The following is a 24,430-nucleotide window of genomic DNA, read 5'->3' on the forward strand; positions in this document are numbered from 1 at the left end:
TTAGGGTGCGGAATGTGGGTTTAAGGATTTTTAGGGAAAATTATTTTCTAGTGCAAAATTAGTAACTCTCAAGTTTTGATTTAAAAATGGAGGTCAAGTAAAATATTATGAGTAAAACATTAACAATTCAGTTATCAGATGAGTTAGAAGAAAAGTTATTAATTCAATCTAAAAAACTCAATTTATCTTTAGAGGAATTAATTTTACAATCACTAGCTAAATCAACAAAATTGATAGATAATTATGAAGATGATCCTATTTTACCTTTATTGGGTACATTAAGATTTGAAAATTCTGATATTGGTGAGAATCATGATCATTATCTCACGGAAAGTTTACAACAGGAGTTAAAAATTGAGAAATAAAGTTTTTATAGATACTTCAGATTGTTTATTTTAGCATATTTTGAAACCGCCAAGAAATGAATTTCATGGCTAATAGCAAAATTCAGCTAAAGCTAAATCAAGATTTATACTTATTCAGTCTGTTTTAACAGACTTTGGCTATTAGACTGATAATTAATTCTCAGGCGGTTTTGTGGGGAAATGAAAGACCGAAAAATTGATACATACAAATTTTATTTAACTTTCTTCACTGCATTCATAATTTTAGGATGGATTCTATAAATTTTTGTTTGCTGAGGAGTTTACCATAAAATCCCCTAAAAGAAGAAATATTGCCATAAAAAGATATCTGATGAGAAGAATAATTACAATATTTATCAACGTCAGGCATTTTACTACCATGCACATGGGAACCGTAAAAAACAATTACATGAGGTATGTCATCTACTTGATTATTTTTGTAAGAGTTTACTAAAAAGATGAGATCACCACCTAAATCAAAGGCTATATCAACATTTTGGCTACCAGACCTGACTGCAAGTAATGTTCTTATTGGACGAATCATTTGCATAAAAACTTCTTCTATTTGACTATAATTATCGTTTATTTTTATTTGTTCGAGTTCAATTTCAGATATTTCTCTTATTCCAAACGTGAAACTTACCTCATCGTAGTCTTCTAACGAACCATATTTAAATATTTTTTTCTCTCTCATTTTAAAGAATTTTAATTGTTGTTTATCATATTTTTTTTGGAGATCAAATACCCACATCATGTTTTGATAATAAGCTTCTCTCTCTTTTATTTCTTCCTCAGATAAAGGGGAATGTTGGAACTCAAAAACACAACCTTTGTAAAGAACATCTGCCCTGTGAACACCAATAATAACTTCCCTACAATTTTCAGGAAACAAATTTTGCCAATTAATATGCCATTCTGTCATAGGCTCATACCATGAATCACAATCTTTTTTATTTTCATGTGACCAATGGTGCATTTTAATACTGCCACATTTAGGAGTGACAGGATTACCGCAACATGGACAGACAGCACCAATGATTCCTTTTTTAGCTTCCAATTTCTGTCCATCAACAAGTGCATATCTCATTTGAATAGTCTCCAGCATCTAACGCTCTTTTTATAAAAGGACTTTAGCAAATTAAGAGGTGAAACTTAAAATATCTTGTATGTATGTTTTACTTCCCCATGTTCCAGTTTATCAGCCAAAACACGCAAAGCCAAAGCCTGAACCTTAGCCACCGCTTCCTGTTTTGTGTTTCCATAAGCCAACACACCGGGAAAATCAATCACTTCCGCAATAAAGCATCTGTCTTCCTCTTATCCAACCTTAAACACCCACTTCATAACCTGTAAAGGTAAGGTAATAAAAGCCATATTTAGCAAAAATCAACAAAATAAATGACATCCATAGAATCCCACAAAAAAGCCAAAGCCCTCAAACCCGGAAGCAAACGCCCCGCCAAAGAACTCTGTAGCGAATGCGGACTATGCGACACCTATTATATCCACTACGTCAAAGAAGCTTGCGCCTTCATTACCCAAAGAATAGACGAACTAGAAACCAGCACCCATAACCGCCCCCGCAACCTCGAAAACGAAAACGAACTATATTTTGGCGTACATCAAGAAATGATGTCCGCCCGCAAAACACAACCCATAGAAGGCGCGCAATGGACAGGAATAGTCAGCACCCTAGCCATAGAAATGCTTAATCGCGGATTAGTTGAAGGCGTGGTATGTGTGCAAAATACCAAAGAAGACCGCTTTCAACCCATGCCCATCATCGCCCGCACCCCCGCAGAAATACTGGCTGCTAAAGTAAATAAACCTACCCTTTCTCCTAACCTATCTATATTAGAAGAGATAGGAAAATCAGGAATGAAGCGGTTATTAGTTATCGGTGTAGGCTGTCAAATTCAAGCATTACGCGCCGTAGAGAAAAAACTCGGTTTAGAAAAACTCTATGTACTCGGAACACCTTGTGTAGATAATGTTACTCGCGCCGGACTGCAAAAATTTCTAGAGACCACCAGCAGATCCCCCGCCACAGTGGTAAGTTACGAATTTATGCAAGACTTCCGAGTACACTTTAAACACGAAGACGGTTCAGAGGAAACAGTACCCTTTTTTGGACTAAAAACTAACGTACTTAAAGATATATTTGCACCATCTTGTATGAGTTGCTTTGATTACGTTAACTCCTTAGCAGATATAGTCGTGGGTTATATGGGCGCACCCTACCCCTGGCAATGGATAGTAGTCAGAAATGATACAGGCAAAGAAATGTTAGAACTGGTGAAAGACCAGCTAGAAACCCAGCCAGTCATGTCCGAGGGCAACCGTAAACCCGCAGTACAACAAGGTATAGAAGCCTATGATAAAGCTGTTACCCTACCGATGTGGGTAGCGAAATTGATGGGAGTAGTCATAGATAAAATCGGACCGAAAGGTTTGGAATATGCGAGATTTTCTATAGATTCCCACTTTGCGAGAAATTACTTATATGTGAAGCGGAATCATCCCCAGAAGTCGGCAGCGCACGTACCAGAATTTGCCAAGCAGATAGTAGCACAGTATAAATTACCTGAATAAACCCAAACAAATTTGGTGACTATCGTTCAGGTGGGGTTTGAATCCCTATCTGAACTCAACCTTCTGCCCTCTGCCTCCTGCCTTATTTAACTAATTTCAACTAACTTAACTGAATATTTTAACTGAAGAAGAAAGAGGACTTATCTCATCTGCTAATATAGCCACAACTTCTAATTTATTAACTTCCTCTTTCAGCCAATTTGTAAATAAATTGCCCAGAATTGTGACGCGCATTTGTTCATTCAATTCTGGTTGAATAATTTCTTCTACTATAATGATATGTACTCCTTTAGGTGTAATGATGGGTTTGATAAGTTGGGGAGGGTTAGCGGCAAAAATAGCGGCTGCAATTTCTGGTCTAAAATCACTACGTTTACGCACACCTTGATATCCGCCAGCCCGTCTAATTTCAGGACTTTGAATATATTGACGGGCAATTTGTTGAAAACTAATTTCTCCTTCTTGGAGAGTATAAAATATTTCTAAAGCTAAATCTTCATCATCTAATATTACTTCATAAATAACTGCGCCACTATAATCAAGTTGATGGGCATAAAAAAATGATTCAACTTTATCAGCAAATAAATGATGGGCTAATTTTGCAGATAGAATATTAAGGTGGGCAATTTCTTCAAAGTTATCTAAAGATAGATAATGTTTTTGTAACCATTGCCAGGTTTCTTCTGCTTTAATTAGATTATTAGCTAATCGTAAGTTATCGGCAGCTTGTTGTAATTCTGCTATTTCGATTTTTATATTTTCTCTTTCAGCCGTTTCCGTAATAATTTTTTGCGTCGCAATTGCTTCTAGTAAACTAGGAATTTGACAAGATATTTTCAGATGTTCAATAATATCTTGATGGGATATTTTTAAAATATCAGACATAATCTAATCTCCTCAACATACTTTGAGAATTATTTGGATTTTTGTTAAATAAATTATCACTGTATATAATATATTTATCTAATATTTTAGTTTCTTATCTCTATCTAATGGTACTTTTAAAATGTGTAGGTTAATTTCAGAGAAGTAATTAATCATGATGTCAGGATAAATCTGATTGTTGAGTAGGGGTAATTCATGAATTACCCCTAGGTTGCTTTTATAAATCTTCGTAATTAGGTGGGGGAATAAGATCCCCGACTTCTGAGATCAATTGATTATTTATGGACAAAATAAATAAAAGAAGTCGGGGATATGGGTATGAACTATTACTATATCTGAATACTTACAAATCTTCAGACAATTAAATAGAAGGCTGTTCTAGAAAAATCAGCAGTCAAAATTTTATTCTCATAAAAACTAAATGGTCCTCTATATGCTGTTTCTTGGGTATTAATACCATCATAAACTGTTGTTAATTGAACAAAATCAGCACGACCTAAGCCACCTAAACCACCTAAAAATGGTATAAATCCACCTAGTATTGGTTGGTAATCTAAATCGTACAAAAATGTTTTTTGATCTTCAATATGTTGGAGATCGGAGATTATAATTGCAGCCATTATTTGCTTTCCTTAATTAAAAATTGTGACAGAATAGCCTTTAAATTTTAGAGACTATTTAACGATATACTCGAACATTATTAGTCCGAGAATAATCTACGGTATGAATTTTATTATCATGAAAATTACCTGCTCCTTCGTAGGTGTTAGAGATGGTATTTACACCATCATAAATAGTATTGATATAAATACCAGGGTTTAGTCCCCAGTGGGGATAATTTCCCCAAAATGTACCACCTAAGACAATACCAATACTTTTTTTCGTTACTTCTAAATCATCTATAAAGGTTTCTGTCTCAGCAGGATATAAGTCTTTAATGACTATTTTCTCCATAATTTCATCCTCTTAATATCCAATTAGGTTAACTACTATATTTTGACATTATTCTCTATTTAAGATTCTAAAAGTTGCATATTAAAGTCTTTTATTTTAGACATAAAATCCTAAAATTTGTCCTCTTAAAATTACGTTATATCAATTCTATATTAAGATGTAAAGTAAGCAGTCAGTAATCAGCAAAAGCCGGAATTTGCGAGCATTTTAAGTGGAAAACTAGGAATTGATTTTGATATTAGTCCCTCTCAAAAATCCTTTCAACTGAGTCCAAAAAGCAGCTTTAGCTGAATTCTTAGGATGCATACAAAAATACCCCCCTGTAGTACAGCAAAACCGGGGGGGGTGAATATATAAGCTTCACATAAAGTTGGTATGATAAAGAAGAATTGAGGAAGATAAGTAAATACCAGGACTTATGTAAAAAACCTCTCAAACTCTCATTTCTCCGTTTCCTCTGTGGCTCTGTGGTGCGTTTTTTCCGTGACTTCTGGGTAAGTCCTAAATAGTTAAAGTTCTAAGCCATTTTTATTAAGCTTTTTAAATGGGTCTAAGATAAAATCAATAATTCGACGCTGACGAATAATTACTTCAGCATTTGCTGTTTGTCCTGGTGTCAGATAAATCTGTTTATTGCCAACTTGTATATAAGGATGTTCTATAGCAATATCCAAGTCATAATTTTCTGTCCGGCTAGGAGTATTTTCTTGAATTTTAGAGTTAGGTGAAATCCAATTAATTTTTCCCGAGACAATACCATATTCCTGAAAAGGAAAGGCATCAAATTTAATTTTGACTGGCATTCCTGCCTTCACAAAACCACTGTGTTGACTAGGCATCCGTGCTTTTAAAATTAAGGTGGCATTTTTGGGGGCAACTTGAGCTATCATTTGTCCTAGTTGGACTACAGAACCAGGTTTTTTAATGGGGAGTTCAAAAATTATACCGTCAATAGGAGATCGAACAATTCGTTGTTTTAACTGTAATTGTAGGGAAAGAATTTGTCCCTTTGTTTGCATAATTTCTGATTTAATGGCAGTAATTTGATTTTGTAAATCCTTGACCTGTTCTTCACTTTTTAATAATGCTAATTCTCCCGATTTAATTGTAGTTCTATAACTGCTTTCTTGTTCTTTTAGTTGTAAACTTGCTTGTTGAATATCAGATTTTACTTGATTCATCAGCGATTGGTAACGGCTATATTCTTCTCTTAATCGCAATTGTGCTGTTTGAATATTAAATTTTGTTTCTTGTTGTAAACGCTGGCTTTCTTCGGCAATTTTTTCTAATTCCACTACTTTAATTTGGGGAATTATACCCGCTTTTGAAAGTTGATAATAACGTTTGACTTCGGAAGCATCTCGATGGAAACGACTTATAGCTAATTTATAGTTAGTTTGGGAAGATTGTATATTTTGTTTGATTTGATCTATTTGGGCTAATTTCTCCAAATTCTGAAAAGTATAAGCACTTTTTTTAGTCTCAAATGTTTGCCTAGCCTGATTAACTTGAGCCAGTTTTTCTAGTGCTTGAGATTGATTTTGCTGCTCTTGAATATTAATTGACATTAAGACTTGATTTTTTAATATTTCTAGTTGGGACTGGCGATTTTTCAGCCCTTCTAATTTTGCTTTTGTTTGTTGAATTTCTGTTTGTAAAACATCGGATTCTATTTCGACTAAAACCTGTCCAGCTTTAACGGTTTCACCTTCTTTAACATTAACAGTAACAACGCTACCAGTTACGGCACTATCTAATTTTTGGGTTGCACCTTTAGGTTCTATTCTGCCACTAGCACTACCTGTTTCATCAACTTTAGTAAACATTGCCCAAGGTAAAATAATGGCGGCAAAACTAACTAATAAATACAACATGGAGCGAGTCCACGCTTTTGGTAAAGCATCTAATAATTCTTCTGTACCATAGAACCAATCCTTGGTTTTATTTAAAGTCTGGTTGGAAATAATACTATGGGATTCAACTGGATAATGTTGATTGATATTTGTTGTTGATTGTGTATAAACTGACTGTGGCATAACTATTTTCAGAGTTTTGTATTTTTGTAGGTATAGATCCCCAAACTTTTTAAGAATTAGGGGAACTATTTGTGCTTAAACAATTAATTTGTTGATGATAATTGTTGTTGGTTGAGATAGAAATAATGTCCTTTTTTCTGAATTAGTTCTTCATGTGTACCACTTTCGACTAAAACCCCTCGATCTAAAACTAAAATCATATCCGCATGACGCACTGTAGAAAGACGATGAGCAATAATGATACTTGTTCGTCCTTGGAGAATTTTTTTGAGATTATTCTGAATAATGCGTTCAGATTCAGCATCCAGATGACTGGTAGCTTCATCTAAGATTAAAAGTCGCGGATTTCCTAATAAAGCACGGGCAATTGCTAACCGTTGGCGTTGTCCACCTGATAACATTCCTCCACCTTCGCCAATTTGTGTTTCATAACCCATGGGCATCCTTTTAATAAATTCATCTGCTCCTGCAAGTTCGGCTGCTGTAATCATTTCATCTAGAGAGGCTTCAGGATGGGCAATTGTGAGATTTTCTCGAATTGTGCCGCCAAATAAAAATGTATCTTGATCAACAACTCCTATTTGCGATCGCAAGGAATGCAAGGAAATACTAGTAACATCTTGATTGTCAATTAAAATTCTTCCATCTGTCGGCAGATATAAGCCTAAAATTAATTTAGATAAGGTGGTTTTTCCTGAACCGCTACGCCCTACAACGGCTACAGTTTGCTCTGGCAAAATTTCAAAACTCAAGTTTTCCAGAATGTTGATTTCACTTTCGGGATGATAGCGAAAAGTAACGTTATTAAAACTAATTCTGCCAACTAATCGGGGTAAATATTGGCGGGTTTGATGTTCTAAATCTTCTTCTGGCTGGGCTTCTAAAACATCATTAACTCGTTCGGTGGCAACAATTACTTCTTGCAGTTGATTCCAAAGAATAATTAACCTTTGAAAAGGCTGAATAATGTTACCCAACAGCATATTAAAAGCAACTAATTGACCGATGGTTAGCTGATTTTGAATAACTAACCAAGCACCAAACCATAATAATCCTGTACTGGCTAAGGATTGAATGGTAGAGCTAACTAATTGCAATTGATTACTAATTACTTGACCACTAAAGTTCTTTTTAATTAAGTTATTTAGCAATTCTTCCCAACGCCAACGCACTGTTTGTTCAATGGCCATGGAACGAATTGAAGAAATCCCCGTTAAACTTTGAATTAAATAACTATTTTCCAAAGTTCCGGCTGTAAATACCTCCCGACTAATGCGGCGTAAAAATGGTGTAGCAAAAAATGTTAAGATCACAAATGGCGGGACAATTGCTAATGTCATCGCTGCCATCGGTGGACTGTACCAAAACATTAATCCCACATAAATAAATACTGTCAATAAATCCAAACCTATAGATAGGGCTTCTCCTGTAAGAAAACGTTGAATTTTTTGATTTTCTTGCACACGAGAGACAATATCACCGACATAACGAGACTCAAAAAATGATAAAGGTAGCCCAAATGTATGTTTAATAAAACCTACCATTAAGGCGACACTAATGCGGTTGGCTGTGTGGTCAAGTAAATATTGCCTTAACCCATTAATGGCGACACGAAATAATCCGAAAATTAACAATCCAAAGCCGACAGTATTTAATGTTAAGACACTACCTTGGACAATGACTCTATCTAACAAAAGTTGAGTAAATAAAGGTGTGACTAAACCAAATATCTGAATTAAGATCGAAGCAATAAATACTTCTAGAAGAACTTGAAAATGGGGTTTAACTAACTCTAATAATTGCCAAAATGGACTGTTAGCTTCTGCGGTTTTTTTCAGAGAAGCTGTGGGTTCTAATAATAAGGCATAACCAGTCCAACCGGCTTTAAATTGACTAATGGTAAGATGACGCAGACCAATGGCAGGATCAGCCACAATTACCTGTTTTTTGGTAATTTCATAGACAACTATGTAATGTTTTCCTTCCCAATGGGCGATCGCGGGTAAAGATTGTTCTGCAAATTTATCCAAGCTGGCTTTAACTGGACGAGTGGCAAAACCAAGGGTTTCTGCCGCCGCACTTAAACTTCGCATGGATGCACCACTACGGCTAATATTTGCTAGATCCCGCAAGCGATTAATACTGAGATTTTTCCCCCAATAACGACCAACCATAACTAAACAGGCCGCAGCACAATCAGCAGCACTTTGTTGTTCTACAAATGGATAACGTTTACTAAATTTACGCCACCAATTTGTAGCAGTTACGGTGGGAACAGGAAAGTAGTGAGGACGCTTTTTTGGTGGGGTAACTGGGGTAATTATTGGTTGAGAAAAATTGGCATTTTTAACCGCTTTTGGGACTGGAATGACGGGAGCTTCTGGAGATTTATTAGTATTAACTATTTCCGCTTTATTCAGTAATCGCCCATAAGTACTGGGAAATTCTCCCATGATTTTATTTAAGGTTTTTTGGGGAAGATAGGCAACTTTTAAATTTACAGAAGCTCTAGCCACATAATTGCTAAACTGTTGTTCTGGAAATAAAGTCAATTCTCCAAATGATTCCCCTGCTGTGAGAGTATTAATTAAATTATTGGAGCTATCAAGCAATCTCACCTTACCACTCAATACAATATAAATTCCTGGCTTGGCTGTTGTCCCTTGCCAAAATTGCTTGGCTATTGGTGGTTCAATAATTTCTAACGCATTGATACAATCTATAATTGCTCGCTCTGATAACACATCACCTAAGATTTGTTGAATGTGTGTAGCTAATTGTTCCTGAGAAAACCCTGATACCATTGACTAACCTCCACAACATTATTATTTATTGGTCTGCAATAGATTAAATGACCAATGAAGACTAGGTTCAGGAGGAGAATGTAAATCACTAATTTTAATAGCAATTTCCTGATTTTCTGTAGTTAGAGAACTTTTACGTTTAGTGGAAAGTCCCATTTGTTTGAGGAGACGATTAATATGGCGATCGCTAATTTGAATCCCTAACTCCTTAGCTAAATGTTTACTTAACCATTGGGCAGTCCAATCACTAAAAGCATAGCCATATTCACGGGGACTAGAACTAACTAATTCTTTCAATCTTTCAATATATTGATGATTAACAATCTTTGGTCTACCCAATGGCCGCTGATTCCATTTGTGCGCCATACCCGCCTCAGCAATACCGATCCAATATCTGGCCATTTCTTGGGAACAACCAATAATTTCACAAATATGAGTTTGGGATTTTCCCATATCTGCTAACAACATAATCTCAATACGTCGCCGATATTCTGATTGTGAATTACTTTGTAAATTTTTCAGCAATGCCTTACGCTGAAAAGGAGTTAAAAACTTACTTTCATAATTATCGTAAATATTAAGAAACTGATCTTGATGAGAATAAGATGACATAATTCTTACCACTTAATTTCTATTTGCAAATTTGGGCAAATCTATATCTATAGCAGGAAGCAGGAGGTAAGAGGAAAAGCCTTCTGTTGTCTGATAGCGCACCGTAGGGTAAGCCATGTTTTCAGTTTTAGTTACTCTCTCATTCAACTGCATACCGCTATATCTGTTGAATTTATTGCTCAAATCGAGATGCAACAAATTTCACAAACACTCAGTATTTGTTTAATTCTCAATATTTATGTGCTGTTATTTCCCCCCATAAACAGCATGACCTGGTAAAACACCCAGAGATAATCATCTCTAAAAATTTTTGTTTTCAACATTCATCCCTCAGCCATTAGCTTTTAAGGCTGACAAACACTGGTATTGAGGTTAATTTATTAACCCACAAATATTTAAAATGATTGAATTGTAATTAGCTAATAATTACACAACACCTGTTGCCACAACTGTAACCTTAACGTGAATAAGCCCAGGCAAAATCAAATCTATCTTTTTACAGTAGCCTAAAATCATCAAACTCTCATCAGCAGACTTTCTGAAATTTCAAATTATCTGTCAGATAAGTTTAGATACAAAAGTGACAAAGCTGTAATCGTTATCTTTAAATTCTGCTATATCTTCTTCTAAAATTTATATAAAAAATCAAATCTTTATCTAAGGTTTATAAAAACTTCATCAAAAATTCATATAAATGCCCATCAGGTAAAAATAGATTTATCAAAATTTCGTAAATCTAGCCATTCATGGTATAAAAATTTTAAAATATATGTAAGGTGGGCATTGCCCACCACGTCTACATGAGAAATCAAATATCAACCAGATTTTATTTTTATGGCTGAATTTTGAATTCTGTTATATCGTTATATCAATTGCCAGTTGATATCACAGAAATCATTTCCTTTGCCAATGAGAGAATGATTTCACCATGACTTTTTCGTTTTCTCATCTACCTTTGTGACTAAAGTTAGCCAGACTATAGCCACAGCACATTAGTAGCAGAAGTTATTTTGCCATCTCAATATAATTGGAGTAACCCACCACTCCCATTGAAAATTGGTCAGACTTATTGAGAAAACGAACCACCATTAGTCATAGTTCATCAGCCTGAATCTACAATTTATTTAATTAATCAGAAACTGAATGCTTCAGCAATCAGATTGTGTATTTCACCTACAGACATAAACAACTTCTCGGCAAAATCTCAGTGATTTGCCATGAACCTTTGTTTAAGTTCCTATTTCTAATTTATAAGATGTTACCAGTGTATATTTGCCATTCTGGCAGATTTTTACAAGGATTCCGTAATTGCAGTTACTCATCTTTGAGATTAGTCAGGACTAAGTAACCAGCAATTCCAGTATTGAAGCCAACTATGCCGACTTTTTTTCTCTGCTGTTAGCCCGTACTTCCCCCTTTTGCTTATTTCCCACTTCTAGATAGGCTATATCTTTAATTTTGCTCAAACAGTTAGATGCCAGATGCCCTTCAGTTCTTTTCTCTGGGGTAGGTTTAGCAAGTTTTAAATTTTCATTATTTTGTGAGTTAGAGCGATTCATACGAGAGTTTTCTTTAACTATGCGGTTGTAAGTGCGATAAGGGATATAGTGCATCGGATTATAACCAACGAACCGCAACATTAATACACAAGCCCAAGAATACTTTCCTGCCAAAATCGCTTCTACTACCTGGTCAAGTTGTTCAGGATGGATTTTTGGTTCTAAGTTGTTACTGCCAGCAATATCTTGATTCATCATTTTAGTTACCTTTCAATTGAATAAATTAGTCCAGTTCTGCAAATACGATGCTTTTGATGGGAGTGGATAAACAGCCTCAGTCTATTTGCTATTGCGAAAATGAACGGAATCTATAGGTAATCAATTGCTGGCAAATGCACAAAAGAGTAATTATCTTGGCCAAAAGTATGGCAATTACACATTTAGAGACTTGATAGAGATACAACTCGAAGAAGTGTAAATCTAAATTTATCTGAGAACCGGAGCTAAAAGCGGGCTGTAACCTGATGATGTTGTTCATAACCTGATCTGTCATTGAAAACCTGATTGTTTTTAATCAAGCCTGTGTGCTGCGCTTTGCCGGATATACTCTGATATTCTCAGGAGTCTTAACAGTTTTACGATAGTAGTACATAAGTTTTATATAGCTGTCACTTTGTACTGACTCATGAATTATCTGCTTTCTACCTGGAGAATGTAAATTCGACGTAGCTTTTTTGTAGATGCTGTGTGTATTTTTGAAACTTTCCAAGTGTTTATCTTCTGCTTTTCCCTAGTTACTGCTGTATAACTTTTTACTATTCAGTATTGGGCTTTTCAGTAAAAGCGCATAATTGCTGAATGGAGTCAGGAAAATCATTGATTTTTTAATTTCAAAACCCACATTTTTACTTATACTATTTTTTCTCGCTAATGTCATCTGCCAAGGTGGCAATATTTAAGTTAAATTTACTGAAGATATCCAGATATTTACTTATGTCTTGTGCAAGTTTGATTTTTGTCCCTACTTATCAAAAATGAGGGGTGTTACCCCCCACTATAATCTCATTTCCAGATGGTATTATTGCTATACAAAGCAAAAAAACCGCTCACCTCTATGATCTAGCATCTCCAGGTATAGATAATAAGCTTGTCCACATTTACCAAGGAGAAGTATAACTTTTTTAATAAAATATTGAAGATAATAAAAAATTATTTTATGTCTAAAACCCTTGCTAATTAGCTATTTTAGTAAAATTGATTACCTATATTTATGGAGAATATTCAAAATAATGGAATTACGAAAAATAATTAAACTCCCTCAAACTAATTTATTTTTTGACCTACATATTAAAAATATTTTTCTTTAAGTAAATTTTATAGTTAAACAAAATGAACAATATTTATTGTCTCTGTATATGTCAAAATGTATCAATGTAAACTTTTGCTTATCATCTAGTTTATCTGCTGATAGGGAATAATTTATTAAGCAATATATGATTTTTACTAAATTACTATCCTGGTAATTATCTATATACAAACTGTTGATATAAGCGAGATTACAGTGATGGTTATTCTGTCTAACAAGTAGAAATAGGGATGATTATTTATGGTTAGTTACTGCCGATTATTCTGATGCAAGCAGATACTTCGGTATAGAATTACAATTTAGTACGTATTGTTAAGTAACTCTTAATCTATTAAATATTTGATCTACTTCCGTATGTAAGCTATTACTATTAAGCGTAGTTATTCACCGTCGCCATCATTTTAAGAACTTCCAAAAAAGTTATGATTCAGATGACTTGACAAAAACCAATGAAGAAGTTTATATTACAACTGCCAAGCTGTTTAGGTTTTCCAAATCTTTCAGTAACAGGAGACGCTTAAGAAGCGATCGCTAGGCTAAAAATTTGTTTGATGCCATCACAACTAGCCGGGAACTTATAGCCTAAACTGTGCGCCATCAATGATAACTGTATTTGAGCCTGACCAACCTGAAAAACTAGCTGGATAAAGCTACTGCTGTCCTGGCTTTATTCAACTAACTTGTAACCAACACTAGCATTAGACATTTTTGGGTTACTTTAGTGTCTGCAACTAGAGTACATGGTTTTCTGTGTGAGTAACTTTAATTGTGTTATTTGGGAATTTGCCACAGTAAAATTTTTTGATCTTCAACAAACCTAGACTGATTAGGGTAATATTTTTCATATTGTAGCGATTTAGAGAGAAAATTAGCTATCAGACTAAATTTCATGATACTGGGTGAGAGGCTTTCCACAGAGATTCATGAACCTCCCCTGGCTAAAGCCGAGGGGATTCTACATTCATCATCAAAACTTGCTCAACCAGGTTTGCACCCTTACGGGTTCGCCAGTCACTCATGGGGGAAACCCCCAAGACCGTGCTGGCTCACCAAGTAGAGTAGAGGCTTCGACTCCTGTAGCGTTACCTTGGGGATGCCCGCACCACGTACACCTCATAGCTTCGCAAACTGCTGTAAGTTATTTAGCAATTCCTAATGAGTAAATAAATTACCCAAATAGCCATAGCGCGAAGATAGGTACTAGCGCGGAAAGTACCTGCGACGGTAATAGCTTCAGGGGTGCGAAATTGTAACCCATTATCGTAAATTTGTTTAACTACCACTTCAGTTAAATTCATGGCTTCATTTTTCATCCCCATCTGGACTAAAAATGCAGCTAAACCAAAGTTAATACCAGTCCACACTTCTTGAGGATGGGTAGAATTAGGGTTTTCTGGAGAACCATCGGGAAGCACACCATTAGCAGCGCCAAACCTTCCATCTTGGAACTTTAAAAAACAAGCATCATAGACAGTGGTTAAAGCAGAAATGATCTTTTCATGAGGGACAATATCCGGTAATCCTAGCAATCTAGTGTAGAATTGCCCACATAATTGGTCAGCCATCACCACATCAGAACCACTTTCACTATCTAAGCGGTAAAACTTCCCATTCCATAACTTCTCTTGATAAACAGGTTTAGCTTGCTGTAACCAACCTTGATAAATTAATTTCTGACTCTCTGCATTCTCTGTACCTCTGTGGTTCGTTAAAATATCACAAATAGCAATAGCAGACTCCAAAGCTGCCAACCACAAACCACCACAATAAGCACTAACACCATTTAACCGCCAATCGTCAAAAGTTTGATCAGGTGCGCCAGAATTTTCCGGTATACCATCCCCATCAAGATCAAATTTTTTCACATAATCAAGAGTTTGCACAATTGCATCCCAACAGTCTGCGAGAAATTGGATATCATTGGCATCGGTAAAGAGAAAATCACGGTATACTTGCAATACAAAATCACAACCTAAATCTTTCCACAAATTGCAATCTTGATAAGCGGTATAATTAGTTTTTTCCCAAACCCACTCATTTGGTGCGCCTAAGTCGTGGGGTGTAGCACCCGCTACTTTACGGACTGCGAGAGGACTTTCGGTTTTGATGGTGAGATAATAACCTATAATTCTAGTTGTATCATCACTTTGGGGAATTGCCCTAGCAAATGCGCGGATTACGGCTTTTTCTAGTTCTGGGTATAACATTAATAACCCGAAAGAACCGTATAATCGCACATCCAAACTTTCATACCAGCGATAATCTAGACATTCTAACACTGCAAATTGCCCAAAGGGGTCTTTTTCTGAGGCTGCACTCCAGAGAGTTCCACCACTGGTTAAGTCGTAGAGTTCGTTAAATAAGGCCATCTTAAACCAATCGGGTAAATCTTGTCTGTCTAAAATGGGTTGTTGCCAAGTTTGAATGTGCGATCGCCAATTATGATATTCTTTCAGTGCATGAGTCGCAATTTGCCAGGCATTATCACCACTACAACCGAAAAAGTCCGTATATCTGCGGTAATAGTTCACTCCCTCAGCAAATTCTGTCACGGGAAAATCCCAACTTAACACAAAAGGAATCTCTAAAGTTTCTCCTGGTTGCAATGTAAAACGGACTGCAACAGCAGCACCTAAACGAGTATTTTCATCGGCAGGAGTTTCATCTATATAATTAGCTAAAGAACCATCTTTACTAAAACTATGCCAAATTTCCTCACCATTTCCTACAGTGTGAAAACGGGAATGATAAAATAATTCAAATTGGGGATTTTTTGTAGTAGCAATACACCAAGTTCCCTCACCTTCTTGGACAGTTTTACTATTAGTAACTCGACCTAAAACACAACCTAAATATTTATCATCTTCCGCTAACCAATTATAGTTATCTTTGCTTTCTCCCCAACGTGGTTGATATTCATAAACGGGACTACCATCATCTCTAATTTTTACTTCGGGAGATTTTGCCGCATTGGTAAACCAACCGGTCATATTTTCCCAAGTTAGCATGATACTAATAGTAATGGGTGCATTAGTTGGGTTATGTGCTGTCCACAAGAAAACGGCTATAGGATAACTGGTTTCTTGGTAATTATTAGCCCAAATTGGGGAAAATTGTTCACAGGTTAATTGAGGTTGAAAAACATTTTCATAAACGAACCAACTGCGGGGATAAAGTGCATGATATGTTCCTGCACTCTCCCCCAAACCCTCTCCATCAATAGGGAGGGGAGACTGTGGATACCATTGCCAAGTTTGCAGTGTATTATCTTCTGGTGGTTGGGTAGATAAAGCGTAAGCTTGGCCAGATGTAAAGATACTAAATTGACAAGCGGGAACATTTTTAAAGATATGTTCACCTCCGTCAATGTGCCACAGGTTAAAATCTCCGCGAGAAGAACGGCCGATACAACCTGCACCAAAACCACCTAATGGCATTCCGTGAAATGGTCCATCATCCAGGTTACTAGGATAGCGCACAGTGTAGGGTTTTTCCCAGCCTAAACCGATGGAACGTTTCCAGGTGTAGGGGGGTATTTGGGGGTGGTTTTTCATGGTTTGAGTTTTACAGGTTGATGCTAATGAAGAGTAACGTGATGTGTGATTTTTCTCAAGTGATAATGAAAAAATATTTTTATTTTACGGAAATTGTCTGAATCAAGATACCCATAATTAGAGGATTTTCAGGATGTAGTTGTTTATTGTTTAGCAAAAATGACGATTTTTGGATGATAGATAATATACTGTGATTGTAATTATCATTTTTCATCTTTCAATATTCACAGAAAATTTATTACTTACAATCCTGCAAGTCCTAAAATCCTGGACATCCCATAAATATATTCTGATATGGCTTGCGCTACACTATCAAATAATTACGATTTTAGGTTATGATTTAAAAATCTGTTATTCATGGTTTAATATTGTTGAAATAATTGCAATTTATGGGCTAATTCTTCAGGAATATCTAAATTGCACGGTTTTTGTTTCAACCTTAAAAATAGATTATAACAAATGTCGGATTATTATCACCCAATATACGCAATTGTCAAAACTTAATCAATAAAAATCAGGTGGGCTTTTTGCCCACCCAAAAAACTACACCAAAGCGTTGAGATTTTTCGCAGTTTCAAAGAAGAAAGCGACATTTTCCTCTGGTGTTTCTGGTAGTACACCATGGCCGAGGTTGAGGATATGTCCCCAGTTACCAGCTTTGCGAACGGTGTCAAGAACGCGATCGCGGATAAATTCCTTAGAACCAAATAATACACCCGGATCAAGATTACCCTGTACTTTTACGTGCTTGCCTAATCTAGCTCTAGCATCTGCCATATCTACAGTCCAGTCTATGGTCAGAATATCTGCACCAGAGGTAGCCATTCTTTCTAAAAGTCCAGCACTACCCGTGACTAACAAAATTAATGGTGTATCAGGATGGGTTTGTTTGACCAGATCAAACACCATTTTTTGATAAGGTAAAGCAAAAGTATCATAATCTTGGGGGCTTAATTGTCCCGCCCAAGAGTCAAACATCTGCACAACTTGTGCGCCACAGTCAATTTGATAGCGTACATAATCCGCGATAGACTCAGCTAACTTAGTTAATAGTTGATGTAGAATAGCTGGATCTGAGAAAGCCATGTTTTTAATAATGGAATAGGTTTTAGAACCCTTACCTTCCACCGCATAAGCTGCTAAAGTCCAAGGAGCACCCACAAAGCCTAATACCGTTGATTTATCGCCTACTTCTTGCCGTAATGCTTGTAAAATCGTTTTGATAAAAGGTAATGCAGCTTCAGGATCTAGGGGACGCAAGTTGTCAATTTGTTCTTGAGAGCGTATGGGCGAAAAAATAATCGGTCCTTTTCCTTCCCCAATATCCATTTCAATCCCCATGCCAGGTAAAGGGGTGACAATATCGGAAAACAAAATCACTCCATCGGGTTGGAAAGCTTTCCAGGGTTGGAGGGAAACTTCGATTGCTACTTCTGGAATTTCTGAGCGTTGCCGAAAAGAAGGATACTTCTCCCGTAAATCCCGATACGCTTTCATATAGCGTCCTGCTTGTCGCATCATCCACACAGGGGGACGATCTACCTGTTCACCGCGAGCAGCCCGAAGGAGGAGCGGAACTGTTGAGGAAAGACCCATTTAACACTTCATCCTAAGTCACTTTTATGTGTCACTGTTTAGCTTACCATTCAAACATTAGCTTTTTGTGACGACACACCTTTACATAACTTTATAGAACGCTGATTTACTAGGAGATGATGATGGAAGTTGTCTGCAATTGAACGGTTAATCTTTATCTGCGTTCCATTATTCTTGATATTTTATTCTATGCTTCTTCATATTATGAGGAAATAAAAAAATGGATAAAAGCATAGCCGATCTTCGCAAAGACTACACCTTACAGGATTTGAATGAAAAAGAGATTGACCAAAATCCATTTATACAATTTAAGTTTTGGTTTAATCAGTCCGTAGCCGCCCAGCTACCTGAACCGAATGCGATGACTTTGGCTACCTGTACACCCGATGGTAAACCTTCCGCCAGAATGGTATTACTCAAGGACTTTGATGAGCGGGGTTTTGTCTTGTTTACTAATTACAACAGTCAAAAAGGACAAGAAATATCCACAAATCCCCATGCTGCTTTGGTCTTTTGGTGGGCAGAATTAGAACGCCAAGTGAGAATTGTGGGGACGGTGGAAAAAATCTCTGCGGAACAATCTGATGGTTATTTTGAAGTGCGTCCACCCTATAGCCGTTTAGGTGCTTGGGCTTCTAATCAAAGTGAAGTTATTCCCAATAGAGAATTTTTAGAAACTAAATTAGAAGAATTTCAGCGCAAATACGAAAATCAGGAAGTTCCTCGTCCTCCTCATTGGGGTGGTTTTCGAGTCATTCCCCAGGAAATTGAGTTTTGGCAAGGTAGAACCAGCCGTTTACATGATCGCTTGTTATATACCCGCCTAGATGATGGCGGCTGGAAAATTGAGCGTTTATCACCTTAGGCACAGGTTACTAAAAACGAACCACAGAGGATACAGAGGTCACGGAGGAATGAAAGTTAAATTCTATCTCTAAGAACCCCACCCACGTTTTACTGGTGTAAAACTTCTCCTCCCCTTATCTACGCTGTACACACAAGCGATCGAATTTAATCAAGCCCTCACCGAACTGACCCCTCACTCCCAATTTTGGGGAAGAATTATCAAAGTCACCAAACTTGGGAGATTTAGGGGGCTAAATAAGCACTAAACCAAGACAGATAGGATTTGTGTGTACACCGACACCGTACCATGAGGTGAGGGGTAGAACGTCTGCGGGACACCAATGATTGATGAATTACCCCTACCCAAGAATTAGGTTTTGAGGAAAGTTTTTCTCCATATCCGCAATTTGATTAATACTGGTTTTGCCCAACGTAGATTCAGTAAATCATGGAGAAGTGTATAGAAGCAGGGAATAATAAACAATGTTAATACTGTAGCTAAAGATAAACCCGAAAAGACGACTATTCCCAATGGTTGCAGAAATTCTGACCCATCCCCAATTCCTAAAGCTATGGGAAACATCCCTAGAACGGTGGTAATGGTGGTCATTAAGATGGGTCTGAGGCGTTGGGGTGCAGCTTTTAAAATAGCGGTGCGGCGGTCTATTTTTTCCTGTTCCCGTAGTTGGTTAGCCAGTTCTATCATGATGATGGCGTTGTTAACTACAATACCGACTAGGAGAACTGCACCAACTATAACTGTTGCCCCAATGGCTGTTTGAGTAATGTAAAGTCCGAAAATCCCCCCAGCAAATGCTAAAGGAATAGTAAACATAATTACCAATGGATCAACAAGGGAGTTGTATTGTACCGCCATGACCACAAATACTAAAAAGGCCGCTAGACTGCCTAAAAGTTGCAGAGATTGTTGTAATTGTTGATTAGTTTCAACGGCGGCACTGGGTAGTATGGTAATACCTTTAGGTAAATCGAGATTATTAAGAACTTCGGTAACTTGGGAAAGAGCCTGACCCAGACTAGCACCTTCTGTTAAATTTCCCGCAATTAAAAATACTCGTCTTTGGTTAATGCGTTGAATTTCTCCTGGCGCTTTACCTGTGGTAATTTGAGCAACATCACTCAAGCGAATTTGATGATTGTCATCTACAAATAAGGGTAATCTTTCTAATTGGGAAGTTGTTTGTAATGATGTTTCATTTAATTGAACTCGCACATCTACTAAACGGTTATCCCGTTGTAATTGAGTAGGAATACTACCTGTAATTGCGGTTTGGATGGTGTCACCAATCTCTTTAGCATTTAAACCCACATTTGCGACTCGTTCCCAGTCTGGTAAAATTTGAATTTCTGGTTGACGACTATCTGCATCAGGACGGAATCTAACTGAGGTAATTTTCTCATCTAAAGTTCCTAAAATTTGCCGACCAGTTGCTTCTAAAGTTTGTGCGTCATTTCCTTGGAGAATGATATCAACATCAGCATTTCGCACTGGAGAGTTATTAAGAATTAAACCGCGAACTTGTCCAGGAAAAAGACGGAGACGAATATCTACTAAATTGAGTTTTTTGAGTTCATTGGTAACTCTTTCTACATATTTATCTACATTACTACCAGATTTGAGGGTAATGGTACTAGAACTTCGCAGGGGGTTAGAGTTGGTATTACTGCCAAAAAGAAAACCACCAATTGTCGAAAATACATAATCTGTTTCTGGTTGGTTGCGGAGAATTTCATCTACCGCTTTCATAACTTTTTGGTTTGTTTCTAGGGGTGTACCGGGGGGAAATTGAGCGAATAAAGCAGCTTGTCCGGTGTTGATGCGAGGGAGAATTTGCTGGGGAATTTGGGGAGCCATCCACCAACTACTACCACCTAAGATAATAACAGCGATCGCAATTGTTAATAACCGCCAACGTAATATTCCGGCTAAAAACTGTCCATAAAATCTTGTGGAGGCTTCAAACTGACGATTAAATTCTCGGAATAGCCAAAATTTATGTAAAGAACTAGAAGCTTTTATTCTCAATAATTGAGAAGTCATCATGGGAACAACAGTTACAGCAACTAGAATAGAAGCTGCTACAGCAAAGCTAATGGTAAGAATTAACTCATTAAATAGTAAAGAGATAAAACCACCAATTAATAAAAATGGTAAAACTGCGACCAAGTTAGTACTTGTAGACGCTAATAAAGCTGATTCTACTTCTTGACTACTTTTTTCTGATTGTTCAATAATTGATAGCTTGGAATTTTTTAAACCTTGGGAGATGTTTTCTAACATCACGATAGAATTATCGACCACAATTCCCACACCCAAGGCTAAACCACCTAAGCTGAAAACGTTGAGGGATAACCCAAATAATCCCATCAAAATGATAGCGGCTAAAGATGCTAAGGGAATAGCTAAAACAATGATAAAAGTTTGACGCAGTGAACCTAAAAAGATTAAAACAGCTATAGCGGCTAATCCTGTACCAATGACCCCTGAAGCAGTAACATTAGCGATGGAATTACGGATAAATATAGACTCATCTAAAGTCGGTGTAATTGTTGCCTCTGTGGGAATTATGCCAGATTTTTGCAGTTCTGCTAATCGTTTTTTGACATTATCAACTACATTAACGGTATTAGCATCTGGTTGTTTTTGAATACTGATTTTTACCGATTCTTCTCCATTCAATAAAACATATACCCGCTGCTTTTCTGCACCATCAATAACTTCGGCAAAGTCACGCAAGTAAACGCGATTTTTAACATTAGAGTTAGGAACAGAAACTTCAAGCAAAAGATTATTAATTTCTTCCGCAGATTGGAAACGTCCCACAGTTCGGGTTAAAACTTCGGAATTTTGTCCTAAAATTCGACCTCCAGAAATATCTTGATTCCGGTTTTTTAATTCATTGAGAACATCATTTAAACCAACGCCCAAAGATTGTAATCTCTCTAAATTAATATTGACTCTAACTTCTTCCCGAACTCCTCCTGATACATCTACTACCGCAACTCCTGGAACTACATTTAATTCACGCGCTAATTCTTCTTCTGCAAATATCCGTAAATCCGCACCTTTAAGAGTAGGTGAAGTAATGGCAAATTCATAAACTGGTAATTGCGAAGGATCAATTTTGAATATGCGCGGTTCGCCAATTGTATCTGGTAATCTATTTCTAGCTCTATTAAAAGTAGCTGTCGCATCATTTAGAGCTTGATCAATATTTCCTCCTGGTTGAAAATATAAATCTAAATTGATGTTCCCTTCACGGGTTTGGGAAAAAACTTGTAGTACCCCTTCTGTTGCACTAAAAGATTCTTCTAGTGGTTTGGTAATTTCATCAATTGCTACTTCTGGAGAAATTCCCGGTGCTGCTATGCGGACACCAATTCGAGGATAGGTAATTGATGGTAATAAATCTACTGGTAATCGTAAGGTGAAAAATACACCCATGACTATCACCGCTAAGGTTAACATTAATGTACCAATATGTTGGCGTATGGAAATAGCACTCAAACTAAATCCATTATTTTTATTTGTTGGTTGCATATATTAATCTGATTTGTTAATAAGTGTGTAAGAATTCAGGTGAGGTAAAAAGATCCCCGACTTCTGTGATCAATTTATTATTTATGGACACAATTAATAAAAGAAGTAGGGGATCTGGGTATGAACAAGCGCTATAGCTGAATACTTACATAAGTGTTGACGGTTGACTGTTGTACGGGCGAACGGCCGTTCGCTCCTATTGTCACCTTTCACCTGTCACCTTTTCCGACAACATTGATAATTTAACAACTGCACCATCTTTTAATGGTTTACTACTACGAACAACATAACTTTCTCCCGGTTGTAAGCCTGATAAAATTTCTATTTTCCCGTTGGCAATTTTTCCTAAAGATACTTGACGTTGTTTAACTGTGGTTTTTTGACCTGTGTTTTCCACAACAAAAAGTGTAGAGTTATTATTTTCTAATTGTGGTTTTTTGTCTTGACTACTAATAGCTGTTTCTGGTACGACTACACGCTGTTTTGTTTGGGTGGTAAAGCTAACTCTTGCTAAGAGTCCACTACCAACTTTTCCCCCACGGTTGGGCATAACAATTTCTATGGGAATTAATCGGGCTGTGGTATCGGCAGTTGGCGAAATGCGGGCTACTTTACCGATAAATTTTTCGTCAGGAAAGGCATCTAATTTTACTTCTACGGATTGCCCAACTTGAATTCTTGCTAATTCTAATTCCGAAACTTGAGCGACGACTTTAACCCGACTAAAATCGGCAACTTTTAAAACTTCGCTACCAGGTTGTAATAAGTTGCCTGGTTCTGTGACTTTTTCCGTGACTACCCCAGTAATGGGCGAAATTAAGCGGGCGTAAGAACGACGTTCTTGGGCGGCACTCACTGAGGCTTTTTGGGCAAATACTCTACCTTGGGCGGCGGCTACAGCTTGCTTTTCTGTGCTAAGTTGTGCCATGGCGGCGCGGAGGGCTTGGGCGGCTGTTCTGGCTTTAGTTTGTGCCTGTTGGGCATTTTGTTCGGGAATAGCCCCTTCTTTGTATAGTTGTGTCAGACGGTGAGAGTCTGCTTTTGCTTGGACTAATTCTAGCCTTGTTTTTTCTACTTGAGCGCGAGCATTATTAACTTGAGTTATGGCTCTAGCTACTTCTGATTCAGTGGTTGCTAGTTGTGCTTCGGCTTGTTTTACTGCGGTGAGTAAAAGAGTATCATCTAATTGACTGATGATTTTACCGCGTTGAACTGTATCACCAATATCTAGGTTGAGGGAAATGAGTCTGCCTTCAACTTGCGATCGCACGGAAACAACCCGAAAGGGGGCAGTATTACCAATATACTCTGGTTGGGGGCTTAAAATATGAGTGCGGGCGATCGCTACATCCACCGCAGTTTCTTTGCTCTCACCTTTAGGTTTTCTGGACTGTGCTTCTGCTGACTCTTTCGGTAACGAACCACAACCTGCGGTTAGTAATGCTAGACCAAATACACAGAATATACATAAGTTTTGTATTTGTCTTACTGGCTGTTTTATGGCTTTGGACATGGATGTATATATTTTTTAAGTTTGTAGAATTATAAATTTAGTATAAAGATTTTCCAGAAATTTGCACGTTACTAAGGTCACATCTTTGCTGGCCATCAGCATATATACTCGAAGCAGATAGAAACTTGACGTAAAAAGCCGTACATCAAAAATTTTCTATTTATTATGTATATTAATAGTCTAGAAATATTACAATTATTCAGGACTTACGCAAAAAGAACCGAAAGTAGGGGTAATTCATGCCAC

General features: G+C 37.0%; 16 protein-coding genes. 3 read left to right on the top strand and 13 right to left on the bottom strand.

The features are described from left to right. Positions 1-107: 107 nt before the first annotated feature. Positions 108-365, top strand: coding sequence for a hypothetical protein (locus CUN59_RS14570; protein WP_104388526.1), 258 nt, complete (start codon positions 108-110; stop codon positions 363-365). A gap of 235 nt (positions 366-600) precedes the next feature. Here CUN59_RS14570 and CUN59_RS14575 read toward each other — a convergent pair whose 3' ends face one another. Further along, the gene (locus CUN59_RS14575; protein WP_104388527.1) at positions 601-1,452 is read right to left on the bottom strand and encodes a competence protein CoiA; all 852 of its coding nucleotides are present in this window, start codon (positions 1,450-1,452) and stop codon (positions 601-603) included. Positions 1,453-1,517: 65 nt separating this feature from the next. Next, a complete protein-coding gene (locus CUN59_RS14580) occupies positions 1,518-1,655 on the bottom strand; it encodes a type II toxin-antitoxin system HicB family antitoxin (RefSeq protein ID WP_228036954.1) in 138 nt (45 codons plus the stop codon). Positions 1,656-1,763: 108 nt separating this feature from the next. On the opposite strand from CUN59_RS14580, the gene CUN59_RS14585 reads away from it, so the two are divergent. After that, positions 1,764-2,957 carry a Coenzyme F420 hydrogenase/dehydrogenase, beta subunit C-terminal domain gene (locus CUN59_RS14585; protein ID WP_104388528.1) on the top strand — a complete coding sequence of 398 codons (1,194 nt, stop codon included), beginning with the start codon at positions 1,764-1,766 and terminating at the stop codon, positions 2,955-2,957. Between the two features lie 105 nt (positions 2,958-3,062). On the opposite strand, the gene CUN59_RS14590 is transcribed toward CUN59_RS14585, so the two are convergent. The 9 genes from CUN59_RS14590 to hemE all read right to left on the bottom strand — a co-directional run bounded on the left by CUN59_RS14590 (position 3,063) and on the right by hemE (position 18,263). After that, positions 3,063-3,842 (bottom strand): peptidylprolyl isomerase, encoded by a 780-nt coding sequence (locus tag CUN59_RS14590; protein ID WP_104388529.1) that lies wholly within the window; start codon positions 3,840-3,842, stop codon positions 3,063-3,065. 353 nt (positions 3,843-4,195) lie between these two features. Then, a complete protein-coding gene (locus tag CUN59_RS14595) occupies positions 4,196-4,462 on the bottom strand; it encodes a hypothetical protein (RefSeq protein ID WP_104388530.1) in 267 nt (88 codons plus the stop codon). A gap of 58 nt (positions 4,463-4,520) precedes the next feature. Next, positions 4,521-4,796: a hypothetical protein gene (locus tag CUN59_RS14600; protein WP_104388531.1), complete on the bottom strand. Its 276-nt coding sequence runs from the start codon at positions 4,794-4,796 to the stop codon at positions 4,521-4,523. Positions 4,797-5,305: 509 nt separating this feature from the next. After that, positions 5,306-6,832 carry a beta-barrel domain-containing protein gene (locus tag CUN59_RS14605; RefSeq protein ID WP_104388532.1) on the bottom strand — a complete coding sequence of 509 codons (1,527 nt, stop codon included), beginning with the start codon at positions 6,830-6,832 and terminating at the stop codon, positions 5,306-5,308. An 83-nt stretch (positions 6,833-6,915) separates the two neighbouring features. Then, positions 6,916-9,636, bottom strand: coding sequence for a peptidase domain-containing ABC transporter (locus CUN59_RS14610; protein WP_104388533.1), 2,721 nt, complete (start codon positions 9,634-9,636; stop codon positions 6,916-6,918). A 21-nt stretch (positions 9,637-9,657) separates the two neighbouring features. Further along, on the bottom strand, positions 9,658-10,248 hold the full coding sequence (locus CUN59_RS14615; RefSeq protein WP_104388534.1) for a helix-turn-helix domain-containing protein: 591 nt from the start codon (positions 10,246-10,248) through the stop codon (positions 9,658-9,660). 1,373 nt (positions 10,249-11,621) lie between these two features. Then, complete coding sequence (locus CUN59_RS14620; RefSeq protein WP_438501821.1) at positions 11,622-12,005, bottom strand: HetP family heterocyst commitment protein; 384 nt, start codon at positions 12,003-12,005, stop codon at positions 11,622-11,624. 2,250 nt (positions 12,006-14,255) lie between these two features. Then, positions 14,256-16,667 carry a GH116 family glycosyl hydrolase gene (locus CUN59_RS14625; protein ID WP_104388535.1) on the bottom strand — a complete coding sequence of 804 codons (2,412 nt, stop codon included), beginning with the start codon at positions 16,665-16,667 and terminating at the stop codon, positions 14,256-14,258. Between the two features lie 543 nt (positions 16,668-17,210). Then, positions 17,211-18,263 (bottom strand): uroporphyrinogen decarboxylase, encoded by a 1,053-nt coding sequence (hemE, locus tag CUN59_RS14630; protein WP_104388536.1) that lies wholly within the window; start codon positions 18,261-18,263, stop codon positions 17,211-17,213. Between the two features lie 220 nt (positions 18,264-18,483). Here hemE and pdxH point away from each other — a divergent pair, with 220 nt between their 5' ends. Beyond that, a complete protein-coding gene (gene pdxH / locus CUN59_RS14635) occupies positions 18,484-19,128 on the top strand; it encodes a pyridoxamine 5'-phosphate oxidase (protein ID WP_104388537.1) in 645 nt (214 codons plus the stop codon). A 351-nt stretch (positions 19,129-19,479) separates the two neighbouring features. On the opposite strand, the gene CUN59_RS14640 is transcribed toward pdxH, so the two are convergent. Together CUN59_RS14640 and CUN59_RS14645 are read right to left on the bottom strand one after the other, a co-directional pair. After that, entirely contained in the window at positions 19,480-22,671 is a 3,192-nt protein-coding gene (locus CUN59_RS14640; RefSeq protein ID WP_104388538.1) for an efflux RND transporter permease subunit, read from the bottom strand. A gap of 202 nt (positions 22,672-22,873) precedes the next feature. Continuing rightward, positions 22,874-24,184 (bottom strand): efflux RND transporter periplasmic adaptor subunit, encoded by a 1,311-nt coding sequence (locus tag CUN59_RS14645; protein WP_104388539.1) that lies wholly within the window; start codon positions 24,182-24,184, stop codon positions 22,874-22,876. Between the last annotated feature and the right edge of the window lie 246 nt (positions 24,185-24,430).

The sequence above is a fragment of the Cuspidothrix issatschenkoi CHARLIE-1 genome, from assembly GCF_002934005.1.
Lineage (GTDB): Bacteria > Cyanobacteriota > Cyanobacteriia > Cyanobacteriales > Nostocaceae > Cuspidothrix > Cuspidothrix issatschenkoi.

Coding starts and splice junctions, on each gene's coding strand:
- CUN59_RS14570 (WP_104388526.1), top strand. CDS start 108: ATGAGTAAAACATTAACAATTCAGTTATCAGATGAGTTAGAAGAAAAG.
- CUN59_RS14575 (WP_104388527.1), bottom strand. CDS start 1,452: ATGAGATATGCACTTGTTGATGGACAGAAATTGGAAGCTAAAAAAGGA.
- CUN59_RS14585 (WP_104388528.1), top strand. CDS start 1,764: ATGACATCCATAGAATCCCACAAAAAAGCCAAAGCCCTCAAACCCGGA.
- CUN59_RS14590 (WP_104388529.1), bottom strand. CDS start 3,842: ATGTCTGATATTTTAAAAATATCCCATCAAGATATTATTGAACATCTG.
- CUN59_RS14595 (WP_104388530.1), bottom strand. CDS start 4,462: ATGGCTGCAATTATAATCTCCGATCTCCAACATATTGAAGATCAAAAA.
- CUN59_RS14600 (WP_104388531.1), bottom strand. CDS start 4,796: ATGGAGAAAATAGTCATTAAAGACTTATATCCTGCTGAGACAGAAACC.
- CUN59_RS14605 (WP_104388532.1), bottom strand. CDS start 6,832: ATGCCACAGTCAGTTTATACACAATCAACAACAAATATCAATCAACAT.
- CUN59_RS14610 (WP_104388533.1), bottom strand. CDS start 9,636: ATGGTATCAGGGTTTTCTCAGGAACAATTAGCTACACACATTCAACAA.
- CUN59_RS14615 (WP_104388534.1), bottom strand. CDS start 10,248: ATGTCATCTTATTCTCATCAAGATCAGTTTCTTAATATTTACGATAAT.
- CUN59_RS14620 (WP_438501821.1), bottom strand. CDS start 12,005: ATGATGAATCAAGATATTGCTGGCAGTAACAACTTAGAACCAAAAATC.
- CUN59_RS14625 (WP_104388535.1), bottom strand. CDS start 16,667: ATGAAAAACCACCCCCAAATACCCCCCTACACCTGGAAACGTTCCATC.
- hemE (WP_104388536.1), bottom strand. CDS start 18,263: ATGGGTCTTTCCTCAACAGTTCCGCTCCTCCTTCGGGCTGCTCGCGGT.
- pdxH (WP_104388537.1), top strand. CDS start 18,484: ATGGATAAAAGCATAGCCGATCTTCGCAAAGACTACACCTTACAGGAT.
- CUN59_RS14640 (WP_104388538.1), bottom strand. CDS start 22,671: ATGCAACCAACAAATAAAAATAATGGATTTAGTTTGAGTGCTATTTCC.
- CUN59_RS14645 (WP_104388539.1), bottom strand. CDS start 24,184: ATGTCCAAAGCCATAAAACAGCCAGTAAGACAAATACAAAACTTATGT.